Origin of the sequence: Tsukamurella sp. 1534 (genome assembly GCF_000312385.1) — a bacterium.
GTDB lineage: Bacteria > Actinomycetota > Actinomycetes > Mycobacteriales > Mycobacteriaceae > Tsukamurella.
On the sequence record NZ_HE997627.1, the window covers coordinates 758,309 to 774,780 of the forward strand.

Genomic DNA, 16,472 nt, shown 5'->3' on the forward strand with positions numbered 1-16,472 from the left:
CGAGTGCGTCACTTCTCCAGGGCCGCGGCGACGTCGGGCACGTACCGGGCCGCCTCCCTGGGCGGTCGGGCGTAGCCGGTGGGCGCGGGACGCTCGGGGACCTCGACCGCGGGCGGGTCGAGCTTCGTGTACGGGACCGACGAGAGCAGGTGCGAGATCATGTTGATCCGCGAGCGCTTCTTGTCCTCGCTCTCGACCGTGTACCACGGCGCCACCTCGGTGTCGGTGCGGGCGAACATCTCGTCCTTCGCGCGGGAGTAGTCCTCCCACTTGGTGATCGACTCGAGGTCCATCGGGGACAGTTTCCACTGCCGCATCGGGTCGGTCGCGCGGGAGCGGAAGCGTGCCTCCTGCTCCACGTCGGACACCGAGAACCAGTATTTGAGCAGGATGATCCCGTCCTCGACCAGCATGTTCTCGAACGCCGGGGCCTGGCGGAGGAACCGCTCGTACTCGTCGTCGGTGCAGAAGCCCATCACCCGCTCCACGCCGCCGCGGTTGTACCAGGACCGGTCGAGCAGCACGATCTCGCCCGCCGCGGGGAGGTACTCGACGTAGCGCTGGAAGTACCACTGCGTCTTCTGCCGCTCGGTGGGCGCCGGCAGCGCCACCACGCGGCAGATCCGGGGGTTGAGGTACTGCGTGACGCGCTTGATCGCCGAACCCTTGCCCGCGGCGTCGCGGCCCTCGAAGATCACCACGATCCGGGTCCCGGTCGTCTTCACCCACTGCTGCATGTCCACCAGTTCGGCCTGCAGGCGAAGCAGTTCCGCCTCGTAGGCGGCCTTATCCAGTTTCCGGCGCTTACCCGGCTTCGGTTTCTTGGCCTTGGCCTGCGTCTTCGTCCCCGTCCCGGCGGCGGTATCACTCATCCGCGGACTGTACCAACGCGGGACCCGCGGCACGGTGAACGGCGACGAATCAGATCGGGATGGACTCCGCCGCGACCACCGACGAGACCGGGATCGGTCCGTACACGTGCGGGAACAGCTCGTCGACGCCGGGAGCGGGCGGTTCGTACCGCACGTCCAGCCCGGCCGGGTCGACGGTGAGCAGCAGCAGGTCCGCCGCGGGGACGTCGGCGTAGAACCGGTCACGCACGCCGCGCCACTGCTCCGGCGTGGAGCAGTGGATGAAGCCGACGTCCGCGAGGGACGCACCGCGGGTGGACACGCTGTACACGCCGGCGGCCCGCGCGGCCGCCCAGTCGTCCGCGAACGCCAGGTGGAGGATCACCGGCGCCACGCTACCGTCCGATCCGGCGCCCCTCATACGACAGCCGGTCGTAGCGGGATAGGATCACACCGATCCCCGGGGCGACCCGGGCGCGGCAGGCAGCGACGAAGGAGAACCGCAGTGGCAACCACCGACCTGGAGCGTCAGAGCAGCAACTCGACGGTCGACGAGGCCGACGTGCCCTCGAAGGACTGGGGCTGGAGCGGCAACGCCCCGAACTCCGCGCGCATCTTCGGCGTGCTGTTCGCGCTGCTGCTGGTGGCCATGACCATCGGCAACCACACCGGCAAGACCGAGGACATCTGGCTCGTCGGCTTCGCCGTCGCCATCCTCGGCGTCATCGCGGTCAACTGGTACTCCAGCCGCGGCAAGTGGAAGAACTGACGTAGCCCGCTCCGCCGACGCCTGACTCACGCCGCGTGAGTCAGGCGTTCTCCTCTGCCGCGAGCTGGCCGCAGGCCGCCGCGATCTCCTGGCCGCGGGTGTCGCGCACCGTGCACGACACGCCCTGGGCCTGCACCCTTCGCACGAACTCGTCCTGCCGGTCCTTCGGCGACGCGTCCCACTCGCTGCCCGGCGTCGGGTTCAGGGGGATCAGGTTGACGTGCGCGAACTGCCCCAGCTTCTTGCGGAGCTTGTCTCCCAGCATGTCCGCGCGCCACGGCTGATCGTTGACGTCGCGGATCAGGGCGTACTCGATGGAGACGCGCCGGCCGGTGCTGTCCGCGTAGTACCGCGCGGACTCCAGCACCTCCTGCACGCTCCACCGGTTGTTGACCGGCACCAGGGTGTCGCGCAGCTCGTCGTCGGGCGTGTGCAACGAGACCGCGAGTGTCACCGACAGGCCCTCGTCGGCCAGCTTGCGGATCGCCGGGGCCAGGCCCACCGTGCTCACCGTGACGTGACGCTGCGAGATCCCGAGCCCCTCGGGGGCGGGCTGGGTGATCCGGCGCACCGCCTGGACCACCCGCTTGTAGTTGGCGAGCGGCTCCCCCATGCCCATGAAAACCACGTTGGAGAGGCGCCCGGGACCGCCGGAGACATCCCCGTCGCGCATCGCCTTCGCGGCGCTGCGCACCTGGTCCACGATCTCCGCGGTGGACAGGTTGCGGTCGAGGCCGCCCTGGCCGGTGGCGCAGAACGGGCACGCCATGCCGCAGCCGGCCTGGCTGGAGATGCACAGCGTGGCGCGGTCGGTGTAGCGCATGAGGACCGATTCCAGCAGCGTCCCGTCGTGCAGGCGCCACAGCGTCTTGCGGGTCGTGCCGTTGTCCGTGGCGATGTGCCGCACGGGACTCATCAGCTCGGGCAGGAGCGCATCGCCGACGGTGCCCCGCGCGGCGGCGGGCAGGTCGGTCATCGTGGCCGCATCCGCCTCGAGCCGGCCGTAGTAGTGCCGCGCGAGCTGGTTGGCGCGGAACGCCGGGAGGCCGAGGTCCTTCACCGCGGCCTTGAGCTCGTCGTCGGTGAGGTCGGCGAGGTGGCGCGGCGGCTTGCCGCGCTTGGGCGCATCGAATACCAGAGGCAGGGAGGTGCTCATAACTCCCCCATAGTCCCACGCCCGGAGTGGCACCGCCGCCATCGACCGCCGTCACAACCGCAGCGCCCGTGGTTGTGACGGCGACCACTGGTTTCCCCAGGGCGCCCGGTGGACACTCCGACGACACGACGAGCGAAAGGGCGCTATGACGACCACCACACCGGACCCCCTGTCCAGCGACGAGCAATCCCTCCCTACCGAGCACGTCGCGGAGGCGCATCGCCGCACGACGGAGTCACTCCCGTTCGACGACGTCCAAGACTTCATCGATGCCGACCGGGGCTTCCTCGCGGCACTGAGTCCCGGCGTCGTTCGCGATGAACGCGGCCGCACGGTGTGGGACAACGATTCGTACGCCTTCGTCAACGAGCCGTGCCCCGACTCGGTGAACCCGAGCTTGTGGCGCCAGAGCCGACTCAACGTCCGCCAAGGTCTGTACGAGGTGATACCGGGCACCTACCAGATCCGCGGGTTCGACCTGTCCGCCATGACGCTCGTCGAAAGCGATACCGGGGTGATCGTCATCGATCCACTGGTCTCGGCGGAGACCGCCGCAGCAGGACTGCGCCTCTACCGCGAGCACCGCGGCGACCGTCCCGTGACCGCGCTGATCTATTCGCACTCCCATGTCGACCATTTCGGTGGCGCGCCGGGAGTGGTGACCGCTGAGGACGTCCGTGACGGGCGATGCCCCGTCGTCGCCCCGGCGGGTTTCCTCGAACACGCCGTGGCGGAGAACGTGTACGCCGGAACCGCGATGACGCGCCGCGCGACGTACATGTACGGCGCTCGACTGCCCAGGGGACCGCTGGGCTCGGTGGGCTCGGGGCTCGGTCAGGCCACCTCTCGCGGCACGGTCGGCTTGATCCCTCCGACTGTGGACGTCACCCACACCGGGCAGAGCGTCGTCCTCGACGGCGTGACGATCGAGTTCCAGATGACGCCCGGCACCGAGGCACCGTCCGAGATGAACATGTACTTCCCGGCGACCCGCACCTTGTGCATGGCCGAGAACGCCTCGCACACCATGCACAACGTGCTCACGCTCCGTGGGGCCCTGGTCCGCGACGCACGGATCTGGGCCCGGTACCTGACCGAGGCCATCAATCTGTACGGCCGCCGGACGGACACCTCCTTCGGCTCGCACCACTGGCCCACCTGGGGCCAGGACCGGGTGCTCGAGTATCTGTCGCTCCAGCGCGACATGTACGCCTACCTGCACGATCAGACTCTGCGTCTGCTCAATCAGGGGTACGTCGGCGCCGAGATCGCCGAGGAGCTCGCGCTGCCTCCCGCGCTGGAGCGGAACTGGGCGACCCGCGGCTACTACGGCTCGGTCAGCCACAACGTCAAGGCCGTCTATCAGCGGTACATGGGGTGGTTCGACGGCAACCCGGCCCACCTCTGGCAGCACCCTCCGGTCGCCTCCGCGCAGCGTCACGTCCGGGCGATGGGAGGGGCGGACGCAGCGCTCGGGATCGCACGGGAGGCGTACGACCAGGGCGACTTCCGCTGGGCGAGCCAGGTGGCCGACTACGTGCTGTTCGCGGACACCGACAACGCCGCCGCCAGGCGATTGCAGGCGGCGACGTTCGAGCAACTCGCGTACTCCACGGAGAACGCGACCTGGCGCAACTTCTACCTGAGTGGTGCCTGGGAGCTGCGCAACGGAACGCTGCCGTCCCCCAAGCGCAGCAGTTCCCCGGCGATGCTGAGCGGCCTCACCACGGAGCAGTTGTTCGACACCCTCGCGATCCGGGTCGACGGGGCGGCGGCCGCGACGGTCGCCGCCGTCACCGACTGGACGGTGAGCGCACCCAACGGCGGCCGGCGTCGGGTCGAACTGCGCAACGGCGTCCTCACGCACTACGACCCGACGGGGTTGTCCGATCTGCCGGTCGCCGACGCGGCGATCGTGATCACCAGGACGGCCCTGACCCGCCTCCTCTCGGGTGACTCGGCGGCCGACCTACTGGCGTCCGGCGACGTGTCGGTGGAGGGCCCGTCCCAGGTGCTCGCCGACCTCACCGCGGTGCTCGACCAGCCGCGCCCGGGGTTCGACATCGTGCTGCCCTGACCCGCCGCGACGCCGACGGCGCGGATTGTGATCCGTCACATGCGAGTCCCCCGGCGCATGTGACGCGCGAGGATGTCGCTCCGATCACATGCCGGACATGCTGAGACCCACGCCACTCACAGTGGCCGACGATCCACACAGCAAGGGACTTCATGCCGAACATCACCCCCGATCACCTGCCGTTGCACGGCATCCGCGTCATCGACCTCGGGCAGTACATCGCAGCACCGGGCGCCACCCAGGCGCTCGCGGATCTGGGCGCGGAGGTGATCAAGGTCGAGAACCCGAACGGCGATCAAGCGCGGTCCATCGGGTCCTACGGCGAGGCGATCATCCGCGCCTACAACCGGCGCAAGAGCTCTGTCGTCGTCGACCTGAAGTCGGAGGCCGGACTCGCCCAGGCGCGCGCTCTGATCCGCAGCGTGGACGTGGTGGTCAGCAACCTGCGCCCCGGCGCACTCGACCGCCTGGGGCTCTCTGCGGATGCGATCCGCGACCTCAACCCCACGGTCATCTTCGCCGAGGTCACCGGCTTCGGGAAGACCGGCCCCTCCGCCCGGCGGCCGGGCCTCGACATCGCCGCGCAGGCGGAGTCCGGCCTGATGTACGTCACCGGCGAGCCCGACCGCGACCCGCAGCGCGTCGGCGTGCCCGTGATCGACCACGCGACCGCCTACGTACTCACCCAGGCTCTGCTCGCCTCTCTGTTTCGGAGGGAGCGCACCGGGGCCGGCGACCACATCGAGGTCTCACTCCTCGACGTCGCGGTCAACCTGCAGGCCGTGAACTGGGCCGATTACTCCGTCGGCGCGAAGCCCGTCCGGCAGGGCAACGGCCAGCCGAGTGTCGCGCCCGCGGCCGACCTGTTCACCACCACCGACGGGTCGATCGTGGTCTCCGCCTACACCGAGGAGAAGTTCGCCGCCCTGTGCGCACTGGCGAAGACGCCGGAGCTGCTCGAGGATCCCCGGTTCCGGGACAACCCGGGCCGCGTCGCCCACCGCGCGGAACTGCTGGCCGCGCTGGCGCCGTTCTTCGCCGGCGTCACCACCGAGGACGCGCTCGAGATGCTCACCGCCGCGAACATCGTGTCGGGGGCGGTCCGCTCGTACGACCAGGCCCGCGTGGCCGGCGACGTGGTCGCCTCCGGCATCTTCGTCGAGGCCGTCACTCCCGACGGTGAGCAGTACACCATCCCGGGCCTCCCCTACCGCGCCGTGAGCGTTCCCCGGACCGCCGACGGGGGTGCGGTGCCCGACCTCGGCGCCGACACGGACCGCATCCTCGGTGAGCTCGCGGTCGGCTGAGTCCGCTACTCCTTCACGTGATCAGAAAGTCGATCCCCATGTCTCGCACCACCTCCCGCGAGGTCCGCATCGCCGACCTCGACGACACCCTTGCCGACACCGCGTCCCTGCGGCGGCGGGGATGGCTCGTCACCATCACCCTGATGCTGTTCATGTTCGTCAACTTCGCGGACAAGTCCGTCGTCGGCATCGTCGGCGTCGAACTCCAGCACGACCTCGGCATCTCGTCAGCGCAGTACGGCCTCCTGCAGAGTGTGTTCTTCTGGCCCTTCGCCGTCGGCGCGCTCGTCCTCGGCGCGCTCGGTGGCCGGGTCAGCGCGCGCTGGCTGCTCACCGGCCTCGTGGCCCTCTGGATCGTCAGCCTGATCCCGCTCACCGGGATCTTCACCTCCTCCTTCGCGCTCCTGGTCGTCGCCCGAATGCTCCTCGGCTTCGCCGAAGGGCCCGCCGCGGCACTCGCCCAACAGATCACGCACACCTGGTTCGTGCCGAAGCGCCGCTCGCTGCCGTCTTCGGTCGTCATCATGGGCGCGTCGCTCGGCCCGCTGATCGCCGCGCCCGCGCTCACCTGGGTGATGCAGAAGTGGGGCTGGCAGGCGTGCTTCCAGGTGCTCATCGTCCTGGGTCTGATCTGGATGGGGCTCTGGCTCGTGGTGGGCCGCGAAGGCCCGGCCGCGACCGCCCAGGCCGGCGCACCAGCGGCCGACGGCGCAGCCTCCACGCACCTCCCGGAGACCGCCCCGCTGCGCGTGATCTGGCTGCTGCCCACCGTCTTCGGCACCGCCTTCTTCTCCTTCTGCTCGTACTGGGCCACCTCGCTCAAGGTCAGCTGGCTGCCCGTGTACCTGCGCCAGGGCCTGCACTACACGGCGACCGAGACCGGCTACCTGGTCGCGCTGCCGTTCGCGGCGGCGGTGGTGTTCACCTTCCTCGCCGGCATGGTCTCCGGTCGCCTGTTGCTGCGCGGCGTCTCGTCGAGGACGGCGCGTGGCGCGCTCGCCGCGGCTCTGCTCCTCGGCGGCGGCGTGTCGATGATCCTGTTCACCCTCCTGCCCGCCGGCGTGCTGCAGATCGTCTTCATCACCCTCGCGTTCTCGCTGAACACCGCCGCATGGGGGCTGGCGTTCTCGTTGCTCTCCGACGTCGTTCCCGCGAAGCAGCGCGCCTCGGTGATGAGCACGATCGTCGCGATCTACAGCCTGGGCGGCGCCGCCGCACCGCTGCTGATCGGCTGGCTGGTCTCGGGGACCGACAGCAAAGCGGAGGGGTACGGGTACGGCTTCATGGTGGTCGGCGTCATCATGATGGCGGGCGCGGCGGTGGCCTACCTCTGCGCCCACCCGCAACGCGACGCGCGCAGGCTGATCGCGACCTGCGAGGAGCGCGCCGCGTGAGTACGCCGGTGCACCAGAAGGATTCGCCCGTTCGTCGGCCGGTCAGCGTCTACGGAGTCGGCGAGGAACCGGACGTCCGGTTCTCCCTGGCCAACGAACGCACCGCGCTCGCGTGGATCCGTACCGCACTGGCGCTGATCGCCGGCGGTGTCACGCTGACCACCGTCGCCGGCCTGTCGACCATTCCGGCGCCCCTGTACGCGGTCTCGGCGGCGGCGTGCACGGCGGGAGCCGTGCTGTCGGTCGTCGCGGTGCGCCGGTGGTCGGCGAACGAACGCGCACTCCGCCTGAAGGCGGCACTACCCGCCCCCGTGCACCTCGCCTGGCTCGTGGTGGGGATCGTGGTCGCCGCGGCCGGGCTGTGCGTCCTCGCCGTCGTGCAGTGGTCGGCGGCGTGACGTGGTCGGCGACCCCGGGCTCCAGCCCCAACGCACGGCGCTCGCCTGGCAGCGCACCTACCTCGCCGGGTATCTCACGGCGATCGGCACCGGTTTCGTCGGCATCCACACCCGCCATCCCGCCGTCGCGGGCGCAGCGCTCGTGACCGCGATCGGCGTGGCCCTCGTCGGAGTCGCGATGCTCCCGCGGGGCCGCGATCGGCCACCGGGCGTCGACGGCGTCTGGCGCCTGCTCCGTACCACCGTGTCGATCGTCCTGGTGTTGGCGCTCCTCGGCGCGACACTCGCCCTGACCTCCCTCCTGCGCGGCCACTGACGACCGCGCGGACGCTTCGCCCCACCACCCCTGTGAAAGGAAGCCCCATGGCACCGACGACAGTCGCGACCAGCTGTCGGAACGCGACGACGGAGGAGTCGGCGGACACCGCGACCAACGCCTTCCGTCTCGGATTCGACGCCTACGTGTGGGGGTACCCGCTCGTCCTGATGCTGCGGACGCGGAACGCCCTCATCGACCCGACGCGCCGCAGGCCCAGCCTGCTCAACACCGCGAGCACGATCCCCCGCCTCCTCACCGACCGCGACCACGAGGTGGTCAAGCCCAACAACGACACGATCTACGTGATCGCGTGGCTCGACCTCAGCGAAGGTCCCGTGACCGTCACCGTGCCCGCCATCGACCGCTACTACGGGCTCCAGTTCCTCGACGCCTACACCGAGACCTTCGGCTACATCGGCACGAGGGAGACCGGATCCGAGGCGGCGTCGTACACCGTGCGCGGCCCCGGCGGCGGGAGTGCGGCGGCGGGGTCGACGGTGCTCGAGGCGCCGACCGACACCGTCTGGATGCTCGGTCGCGTGCTCGTCGAAGGTCCCGACGACCTGGCCGCGGCTCGCACGGTCGCCCAGTCCGTCGAGGTGGTGGGGCCGACCGTGCCGACTCCCGTCGTGGGCCCCGAGCCCTCCCCGCACACCGTGTCCGAGGCCGGCCTCGGCTTCTTCGACGAGCTGTCGACCGCCATGTGCGGCAATCCGGCGCCCGCTGCGGACGCATCCCTCGTCGCGCGCCTCGAAGCGGCGGGGATCGGCCCCGGCCGGGTCCCGAGCCGGGACATCACCGATACCGCCGTCCGCGCCGGACTCCGCGCGGGGATGTCGGCCGCCCACGCGGTGATCGCGGCGAGCGATCGCGGTCTGTCGTCGGCCGGTGGGGACTGGGAGTACGACCTCGGGGTCGGTCGGTACGACGGTGACCACATGCTCCGAGCCGTCGTGGCCCTCAACGCGCTCGGCGCCCTGACCGCGGAGGAGGCCGTCTACGCCAACGCCGGCGCCGATGCGGACGGCGAGCGGTTCGACGGCCGACGGCGGTACCTCCTGCACTTCGCCGCGGACCAGTTGCCGCCGGTGGACGGGTTCTGGTCCCTGACGATGTACGACGAACAGGACTTCCTCACCGCGAATCCGATCGGCCGCTTCGCGATCGGCGATCGCACCGACGGAATCCGGTACGGGACCGACGGTTCGCTCGCGATCACGATCGCGCACGTCGCGCCGGAGGACACGGCGAACTGGCTGCCCGCACCCGAAGGCCCGTTCCAGTTGACCCTGCGCCTCTACCTGCCCCGGGCGGAGGTCCTCGAAGGCACGTACCGCGTCCCGTCGGTGCGCCTCATCGACGAGGACCTCGCCCGCGATCCGGGCTGATCGTGGACAATCGGGGGCGCTCACCGCGCCCGCAGTGAGCGCAGGGAAAGGGGTTGCATCCCGGTGTGGTCGGACAGCACGAAGCGGACCCTGCTGGACCTGCGCCGCGAAGCGCCCTCGATCGCCCGCGAGACGATGACCCGGTACGTGGCCACCTCGACCTACTACGCGACGGACGAGAATCTGCCGGAGCACCTCTTCCGGGAGAGCACCCATTCCATTCGCGTGTTCGTCGAGGTGACCTGCCGCGCGCTGCTGGGCGAGGACGTCGACGTCGCCGACGCGTTGTCGGACGTCCTCGAGCGCAGCGCCGAACGAGCCGGAGAGGGCCTGCCCGTCGGCGAGTACCTCCGCTGCTGGCAGACGGCGGTGAGCCTGCTCGACGAACTGCTGCGCCGGCGCGTGCCGGCGACGGATCAGGACGCCGAGCGAGTACGCGCCGACATGCGCGCCGTGTCCGACGCGGTTCTGCGAGACGCCATCGACTCGTACACGCGCTACGCCACGGCGCTCGCGGCCACCGACAGCGACCGGGACTCGGCCACGATCGACGCGCTGTTCGCCGGAACGCCCTCCGACGGCGATCTGGCGGGCGCACCCGAGCAGCCCGTCGTCGTCCTCGCGGACGTCGCCCGGAGCGCGACGGAGGACACCGCCCCCGACGAACGTGCCCGCGCGCTCGCCGCGCGCCGCAAGGCCCGCTCGATCCGCGGCCGGATCGAGCGGGCCGTGACCGGCATGTGGCTCATGGACATCCGGGAGCGAACGGCTCGCTTCATCTGCGCGCCGGACGGTACCGACTGGTCCGCGCTCGCCGCCGATCTGCATCGCGCGACCGGCGCCGAGGTCACCATGGCCGTGGCTCCCGCACAATCGATCTCGGATCTACCGCGGGCGGCGCGCGACGGTTCCCAGATCCTGGGTGCTGCGCTGCGGATGGGGCTGCGCGGGTGCGCGGTGGGCATCGAAGACGTGGCCCTGCAGCTCCACCTCGCACATCCCAGCTCCGGCCTGGCGACGCTTCTCGCGCGCTGCGCGCCGCTCATCGAGCGGCCGGAGCTGGTGGACACGAGCCGTGCGTATCTGCGGTCCGGGATGGACCGCCGGACCACCGCCGACTTCCTCGGCGTGCATCCGAACACCGTCGACAACAGGCTCGCCAAGATCCGCACCCTCACGGGGCTGGACGTGCACCGCGCCGACGATCTCCTGACCGTGGCGGTCGCGGTGAATCCGGCCCGGGGATGGTCCGATCCGGAAGCGCCGACGCGGCTCTGACCGATCCGGATCGATTCGTCACGCCCGCCGCAGCGCGGGAACCACGTAGTCGCCGGCGAGCAACGTGCCGGTCGGCAGGTAGCACCGCATCGTCACCTCGAAGGGGCCCTCGGGTGCGGGCAACCAGTTCGCGGTTCCGTCGGCCGGAGGCGTGGCGGAGATCCGGATCTCCAGGGAGCCGTCGGCACCACGGACGACGCCCGGCGTCCGATCGCCGATCGAGTAGCGGTCTATCGGATTCTCGACCAGGAAGTTCTCCTCGTCGTACATCGTGATCGACCAGAATCCGTGCCCGTCGTCGACCGGCGGCAGTTCGTCCGCGGCGAACCTGAGCACGTACTCGTTGCTCCCCACGAGCCGCTCGCCGTCGGCGTCGTACTTGCTGGTCGGATAGACGGCCTCGTCCGCCGTGACGGCGCCGAGGCCGCGCAGCGCGATGGCCGCCCGGAGAAGGGAGTCGGCTCCGTAGTCGCCGAGCCTGGTGCTGTAGCTCCACCCCGGCCGTGTCGTCGCGCCGCCGTACGATTCGAGCCAGTCGTGCGCGGCGCCGACAGCGGCGCCCAACATCTCCCGGGCCACCGGGTCGGTGATCTCGACGCTCGGAACCCGACCGGCGGCGATGCCGAATCCGGCCAACTCCGCGAGGAACTCGGCATCGCGCGCCGGGGGCGGGTCGGAGGCGAGGACGGCGCACAACTCGTCGAAGTAGCCGAGCCCCGCCTCGCGGACGGTGTGGGGTGACGGTGCCGGACCACTCGGCGGTGCCACGTGGGGGCCGGTGAGCCGGTAACTCTCCTCGATCGCGGTCGCCGCGGCGAGATCATCCGGTCCGTCCACCAGAGTCCGACCGAGCAGCCAGACGTGAGCGGTCGGCGACCGCAGTACCGTCGCACCGGACGAGGGCGCACCCTCGTCGCCCGGGCCGACGACGAGGTACTCGCCACCGCCGGACCCCGTCGTGCGGGTGCCGACGTAGCCGATGGTGTTCGTGTACGCGTCCATCAGCTGGAAGCTGTGATAGCGCTGCACGGGCGGCACGGTCAGGGTGACCGGTCCCGCCGACAGGTCCACCCACGCCCAGGAGTAGACGGTGTCGTTGTTGGGCTTGACGATCAGGCGGTCTTCGTGGGTGTAGAGCGCGGCGCTGTGCGAGAACGTGTTCGGTGGAAAGCCGTCCCGTCTCGTCGGGTCCGTGGCGTAGTCCCGCGTGCGCGCCGTGATCACGGCCGGATACCCCCACAGGTACGCACGGAAGCCGAGCCGTGCCCATCGGGCCGCCGCATCGGCGGCACCGTCGATGGGATCGCGTCGCGCGTCGCGCGGGGCCGAGTGGTCAACAGTCATGTGTGCGCTTCCTGTCTTCGATCGGATGCACCCACCCTGCCGCGCTGCGCAGGCCGGCAGTAGTGGCGTCCGTCCCAGGCCGGCGCCGGGGACACTGTCGCCGCGTCACAACGCACGGTGCACTCCCCGTCGTGGCAGGATGTCGCCATGGCGAAGGACGAAGACCGCGTTCGGGACGGCGAAGAATCTCTCGGAGCAGCGGTGCCCGAGGACGCGGCGGACGACGCGCGGCTCCCGGTCGAGCGCGAGGACCTCGACGGTGCCCTGCCGAGCGGGCCGGCGGACGCCGCCGGGACCAAGCGCGGCGTCGACACCCGCAACGCATACGAGCAGGTCAAGCACACCCGTTCCGCCGCGCTGTGGACCGGGCTCGTGGGCGGCGCAGTGGTGCTGCTGCTCCTGCTGGTGTTCATCGTGCAGAACCAGCAGAACACCGAGATCAACCTGATCTTCTGGACCGCGACGCTGCCCCTGGGCGTGTCGCTCCTCATCGCCGCGATCGGCGGGGCGCTCCTCGTCGGCCTGGCGGGAGCGCTACGGATCGTCCAGCTCCGCCGCGCGGCGAAGAAGTTGCAGGACTGACTCGACGCGGCGCCGGGCAGTGATGCGCGGCCCCGGGCCGGGGTGAAACGATGACCCCATGCGCGCTTGGGTCGTCTGGTCGGTCGGGACTCTCGCCTACGTCGTCGCGATCCTGCAGCGCACATCGTTCGGCGTCTCCAGTACCGAAGCCGGTGAACGCTTCGGCGCCGCCCCGGCGACGCTCGCGGCTTTCGTGGTGCTCCAGCTCGTGGTCTACGCGGGCATGCAGATCCCGGCGGGCCTGCTGTTGGACCGCTTCGGTTCGCGCCGGCTGATCGCGAGCGGCGCGCTCCTGATGGCCCTCGGTCAGCTGGCACTCGCGCTGACGGAGTCGCTACCGCTCGCCATCGCGGGACGCGTGGCCGTCGGTAGCGGCGACGCCCTGACCTTCGTCTCGGTGCTGCGCCTGGTGCCGGCGTGGTTCCCGGTGCGCCGGATCCCGCTGGTCACCCAGCTGACGGGTATGACGGGGCAGCTGGGGCAGGTGCTCTCCGCGGTGCCGTTCCTCGCGCTGCTGCAGGGCAGTGGATGGAGCACCGCCTACTCCGCGGCGGCGGCGCTCGGCCTGTTCGCCACGCTGGCCGTGCTCGCGACGGTCCGCGACGCCCCGCCCGGCCGGACGGCGCCGCACCTCACGGTGAAGGTCTCGGAGATCCCCGGGATCCTCCGCACCACGTGGATGCACCCCGGCACCCGGCTCGGGTTCTTCACGCACATGGGCACCATGTTCTCCGTGACCGCGTTCATGCTGATGTGGGGCGTGCCCTACCTGACGAACGCCCAGGGCCTCTCGTCGGGAACGGCGGGCGGCGTGATCAGCTTCGGCGTGCTGGCGACGCTGGCCTCCGGCCCCGTCATCGGGTTCCTCACCGGCCGGTTCCCGGTGCGCCGCTCATGGATGGTGATCACCATCATCGTCGCCAGCGCCACCCTCTGGACGATCGTCCTGGTGCGGGACGAGCCGTCACCGGTGTGGCTACTCACGCTCCTGGTGCTGGTGATCGCCGTCGGCGGCCCCAGTTCCGCGATCGGCTTCGACTACGCCCGCACGTTCAACACGACGCGCGTGCTCGGCACCGCGCAGGGCATGGTCAACATCGGCGGCTTCCTCGCGAGCCTCCTGCTGATCCAGGCCATGGGCTCCATCATGGGCTCCGGCGCCGGCCTGACCTTCGACGGCTTCCGCGCGGCGTGGACGGCCCAGTACCCGCTGTGGGCGATCGCGCTGATCGGCGTCCTCGTCACGCGACGCAAGGCCCGGCGCCGCGAGGGGATCACGCCGCGACCACTGCGCGAGGCGCTGCGCCGCCGCTGACCGGTGTCAGGACCCCATGAGGGCGGTGAGCGCCGCCCAGACCACCACCGCGCTGGGCAGCAGCGAGTCCAGGCGGTCCATGATGCCGCCGTGGCCGGGCAGCAGGGTGCCCATGTCCTTGATGCCGAGGTCGCGCTTGACCTGGGATTCGAGGAGGTCGCCGAGCGTCGCGGTGATCACGACGACGGGGCCCAGCAGCAGGCCCCAGACGGGATTCACGTCGAGCAGGAACTTCAGCACCAGCACGGCGCCGATCGCGCCGGCCACCATCGATCCGGCGAAGCCCTCCCAGGACTTCTTGGGGCTGATGGCGGGCACCATCGGGTGCTTGCCGAACAGGACGCCCGAGGCGTAGCCGCCGACGTCCGAGCACACGACCAGGATGATCAGCGCCGCGACCCGCTGCGGGCCGCGGTCCTCCGGCAGCACCAGCATGGCGCCGAACGAGGCGAACAGCGGAATCCAGGCGAGCACGAAGACGGTGGTCGAGATGTCCCGGGTGAACGAGTGCGGTTCCGCGGTGCTCTGATGCCCCAGGAGGCGCCAGACGGTGGCCACGAGCACCGTGGCGACGAACGCCGCGAGCACCCCCTCGGGGCCGAGCGGCCAGCACAGCCAGATGATGGCCTGGCCGCCGATGAGCATCGGCCACAGCTCCAGGTTGGTGCCCGACGCGCGGAACCGCTTGACCACCTCCCAGGTGGCGACGGCGACGGCGGCGGCGACGAGCGGCACCCACAGGTGCGACGCGAACACGAGGATCGCGACGATCATCGCGCCCAGGCTGACGCCGACCGCGATCGCCGCGGGAAGGTTGCGGCCGGCGCTGATCTTGCGCTTGCCGGACTGCGCATCCCCTGCCGGGGAGTCGGGCGGCGAGGTGTCGGAGCCGACCGACTCGGGTGAATCTGCCACCGCTAGACCTCCATCAGGTCGGCTTCCTTGTGCTTGACCAGCTCATCGATCTGCGCCGTGTACTTGGCGGTCGTCTTGTCGAGGTCCTTCTCCGCGCGGCTCACCTCGTCCTCGCCGGCGTCGCCGTCCTTACCGATCTTCGCGAGCTGCTCGTTGGCCTTGCGGCGCACGTTGCGGATGGCGACCTTCGCGTCCTCACCCTTGCCCTTGACCTGCTTGACCAGGTCCTTGCGGCGCTCCTCGGTGAGCTGCGGGATGCCCACGCGGATCAGCTGGCCGTCGTTGGTGGGGTTGACGCCCAGGTCCGAGTTGCGGATCGCGGTCTCGATGTTGCCGAGCTGGTTGGCCTCGTAGGGCTTGATCACCACGAGCCGCGCCTCGGGCGTGGAGATCGAGCTGATCTGCGTGATGGGGGTCGGCGAGCCGTAGTAGTCCACGACCACCTTGGAGAACATCGCCGGATTGGCGCGGCCGGTGCGGATCGACTGGAAGTCCTCCCGGGCCACCGAGACGGCCTTCTCCATCTTCTCCTCGGCGTCGAAGAGCGTTTCGTCGATCACTGCGTCGTCCTTTGCTGAAGTGGGTGGTGTGTCACGAGGAGGCCGTGGGGCCTCAGGGGCGGACCAGGGTGCCGATGTTCTCCCCCGCGACGGCGCGGGCGATGTTCCCCTCCTCCAGGAGATTGAACACCAGCATCGGCATCCTGTTGTCCATGCAGAGCGAGAAGGCCGTGGCGTCCGCCACTTTGAGGCCCTTCTCCAGCGCCTCGCGGTGGGTGATCTCGGCGAACAGCTTCGCATCGGGATGGGTGCGCGGATCGGCGTCGTAGACCCCGTCGACCGCCTTGGCCATGAGGACCACCTCGGCGCCGATCTCGAGTGCGCGCTGCGCGGCGGTGGTGTCGGTGGAGAAGTAGGGCATGCCCATGCCGGCGCCGAAGATCACGACGCGGCCCTTCTCCAGGTGCCGGCGCGCCCGCAGCGGCAGGTACGGCTCGGCGACCTGCCCCATCGTGATCGCCGTCTGCACGCGCGTGTCGATGCCCTCGCGCTGCAGGAAGTCCTGCAGGGCCAGGCAGTTCATCACGGTGCCGAGCATCCCCATGTAGTCCGAGCGGGCGCGGTCGAGGCCGCGCTGCTGGAGCTCCGCGCCGCGGAAGAAGTTGCCGCCGCCGATCACGACGGCCACCTCGTGCCCGCTGCGCGCGACCTCGGCGATCTGCTGCGCAACGGTGCTCACCACGTCGGGGTCGAGGCCCACGCGGCCACCGCCGAACATCTCACCGCCCAGCTTGAGCAGCACACGCTTGTAGCCGTGCCGCCCCTGGTTCTGCTCCGAGTCCTGATCCTGAAGTCCCTGGGCCACGTCCGTCACGGGTC

General features: G+C 70.4%; 17 protein-coding genes. 10 read left to right on the plus strand and 7 right to left on the minus strand.

Annotated features, from left to right (window positions below; genetic code table 11):
• Positions 1–8: 8 nt before the first annotated feature.
• Together ppk2 and BN39_RS15990 are read right to left on the minus strand one after the other, a co-directional pair.
• The gene (gene ppk2 / locus BN39_RS15985; RefSeq protein WP_019203442.1) at positions 9–872 is read right to left on the minus strand and encodes a polyphosphate kinase 2; all 864 of its coding nucleotides are present in this window, start codon (positions 870–872) and stop codon (positions 9–11) included.
• Positions 873–921: 49 nt separating this feature from the next.
• Complete coding sequence (locus tag BN39_RS15990) at positions 922–1,236, minus strand: DUF952 domain-containing protein (RefSeq protein ID WP_040768507.1); 315 nt, start codon at positions 1,234–1,236, stop codon at positions 922–924.
• A 120-nt stretch (positions 1,237–1,356) separates the two neighbouring features.
• Between BN39_RS15990 and BN39_RS15995 the strand changes: the two genes are divergently transcribed.
• Entirely contained in the window at positions 1,357–1,620 is a 264-nt protein-coding gene (locus BN39_RS15995) for a DUF2631 domain-containing protein (RefSeq protein WP_019203444.1), read from the plus strand.
• A 40-nt stretch (positions 1,621–1,660) separates the two neighbouring features.
• Here BN39_RS15995 and rlmN read toward each other — a convergent pair whose 3' ends face one another.
• Positions 1,661–2,776, minus strand: a complete 1,116-nt coding sequence (rlmN, locus tag BN39_RS16000) for a 23S rRNA (adenine(2503)-C(2))-methyltransferase RlmN (RefSeq protein WP_019203445.1) — start codon at positions 2,774–2,776, stop codon at positions 1,661–1,663.
• A 145-nt stretch (positions 2,777–2,921) separates the two neighbouring features.
• Between rlmN and BN39_RS16005 the strand changes: the two genes are divergently transcribed.
• The 7 genes from BN39_RS16005 to BN39_RS16035 all read left to right on the plus strand — a co-directional run bounded on the left by BN39_RS16005 (position 2,922) and on the right by BN39_RS16035 (position 10,937).
• Positions 2,922–4,853 (plus strand): alkyl/aryl-sulfatase, encoded by a 1,932-nt coding sequence (locus BN39_RS16005; protein ID WP_019203446.1) that lies wholly within the window; start codon positions 2,922–2,924, stop codon positions 4,851–4,853.
• A gap of 152 nt (positions 4,854–5,005) precedes the next feature.
• Positions 5,006–6,160: a CaiB/BaiF CoA-transferase family protein gene (locus BN39_RS16010; protein WP_019203447.1), complete on the plus strand. Its 1,155-nt coding sequence runs from the start codon at positions 5,006–5,008 to the stop codon at positions 6,158–6,160.
• A gap of 38 nt (positions 6,161–6,198) precedes the next feature.
• On the plus strand, positions 6,199–7,554 hold the full coding sequence (locus tag BN39_RS16015) for an MFS transporter (protein WP_019203448.1): 1,356 nt from the start codon (positions 6,199–6,201) through the stop codon (positions 7,552–7,554).
• Positions 7,551–7,952 (plus strand): YidH family protein, encoded by a 402-nt coding sequence (locus tag BN39_RS16020; protein WP_081586128.1) that lies wholly within the window; start codon positions 7,551–7,553, stop codon positions 7,950–7,952. The genes BN39_RS16015 and BN39_RS16020 overlap by 4 nt, the downstream gene beginning before the upstream one ends.
• Before the next feature lies 1 nt (position 7,953).
• A complete protein-coding gene (locus BN39_RS16025) occupies positions 7,954–8,268 on the plus strand; it encodes a DUF202 domain-containing protein (protein ID WP_019203450.1) in 315 nt (104 codons plus the stop codon).
• 47 nt (positions 8,269–8,315) lie between these two features.
• The gene (locus tag BN39_RS16030) at positions 8,316–9,659 is read left to right on the plus strand and encodes a DUF1254 domain-containing protein (protein ID WP_019203451.1); all 1,344 of its coding nucleotides are present in this window, start codon (positions 8,316–8,318) and stop codon (positions 9,657–9,659) included.
• A gap of 63 nt (positions 9,660–9,722) precedes the next feature.
• The gene (locus BN39_RS16035) at positions 9,723–10,937 is read left to right on the plus strand and encodes a CdaR family transcriptional regulator (protein WP_019203452.1); all 1,215 of its coding nucleotides are present in this window, start codon (positions 9,723–9,725) and stop codon (positions 10,935–10,937) included.
• Between the two features lie 18 nt (positions 10,938–10,955).
• On the opposite strand, the gene BN39_RS16040 is transcribed toward BN39_RS16035, so the two are convergent.
• On the minus strand, positions 10,956–12,281 hold the full coding sequence (locus BN39_RS16040) for a DUF1254 domain-containing protein (protein WP_019203453.1): 1,326 nt from the start codon (positions 12,279–12,281) through the stop codon (positions 10,956–10,958).
• Positions 12,282–12,428: 147 nt separating this feature from the next.
• On the opposite strand from BN39_RS16040, the gene BN39_RS16045 reads away from it, so the two are divergent.
• Together BN39_RS16045 and BN39_RS16050 are read left to right on the plus strand one after the other, a co-directional pair.
• A complete protein-coding gene (locus BN39_RS16045) occupies positions 12,429–12,863 on the plus strand; it encodes a lipopolysaccharide assembly LapA domain-containing protein (RefSeq protein WP_019203454.1) in 435 nt (144 codons plus the stop codon).
• A 58-nt stretch (positions 12,864–12,921) separates the two neighbouring features.
• A complete protein-coding gene (locus BN39_RS16050) occupies positions 12,922–14,178 on the plus strand; it encodes a nitrate/nitrite transporter (protein WP_019203455.1) in 1,257 nt (418 codons plus the stop codon).
• Positions 14,179–14,184: 6 nt separating this feature from the next.
• On the opposite strand, the gene BN39_RS16055 is transcribed toward BN39_RS16050, so the two are convergent.
• Genes BN39_RS16055 through pyrH form a run of 3 tightly spaced genes read right to left on the minus strand, consistent with a single transcriptional unit; the run spans position 14,185 to position 16,467 of the window.
• Positions 14,185–15,093 (minus strand): phosphatidate cytidylyltransferase, encoded by a 909-nt coding sequence (locus BN39_RS16055; RefSeq protein WP_019203456.1) that lies wholly within the window; start codon positions 15,091–15,093, stop codon positions 14,185–14,187.
• A 2-nt stretch (positions 15,094–15,095) separates the two neighbouring features.
• Positions 15,096–15,653, minus strand: a complete 558-nt coding sequence (frr, locus tag BN39_RS16060; RefSeq protein ID WP_019203457.1) for a ribosome recycling factor — start codon at positions 15,651–15,653, stop codon at positions 15,096–15,098.
• 52 nt (positions 15,654–15,705) lie between these two features.
• Positions 15,706–16,467, minus strand: coding sequence for a UMP kinase (gene pyrH, locus BN39_RS16065; RefSeq protein WP_019203458.1), 762 nt, complete (start codon positions 16,465–16,467; stop codon positions 15,706–15,708).
• Between the last annotated feature and the right edge of the window lie 5 nt (positions 16,468–16,472).

Coding starts and splice junctions, on each gene's coding strand:
- ppk2 (WP_019203442.1), bottom strand. CDS start 872: ATGAGTGATACCGCCGCCGGGACGGGGACGAAGACGCAGGCCAAGGCC.
- rlmN (WP_019203445.1), bottom strand. CDS start 2,776: ATGAGCACCTCCCTGCCTCTGGTATTCGATGCGCCCAAGCGCGGCAAG.
- BN39_RS16005 (WP_019203446.1), top strand. CDS start 2,922: ATGACGACCACCACACCGGACCCCCTGTCCAGCGACGAGCAATCCCTC.
- BN39_RS16010 (WP_019203447.1), top strand. CDS start 5,006: ATGCCGAACATCACCCCCGATCACCTGCCGTTGCACGGCATCCGCGTC.
- BN39_RS16015 (WP_019203448.1), top strand. CDS start 6,199: ATGTCTCGCACCACCTCCCGCGAGGTCCGCATCGCCGACCTCGACGAC.
- BN39_RS16030 (WP_019203451.1), top strand. CDS start 8,316: ATGGCACCGACGACAGTCGCGACCAGCTGTCGGAACGCGACGACGGAG.
- BN39_RS16040 (WP_019203453.1), bottom strand. CDS start 12,281: ATGACTGTTGACCACTCGGCCCCGCGCGACGCGCGACGCGATCCCATC.
- BN39_RS16045 (WP_019203454.1), top strand. CDS start 12,429: ATGGCGAAGGACGAAGACCGCGTTCGGGACGGCGAAGAATCTCTCGGA.
- BN39_RS16050 (WP_019203455.1), top strand. CDS start 12,922: ATGCGCGCTTGGGTCGTCTGGTCGGTCGGGACTCTCGCCTACGTCGTC.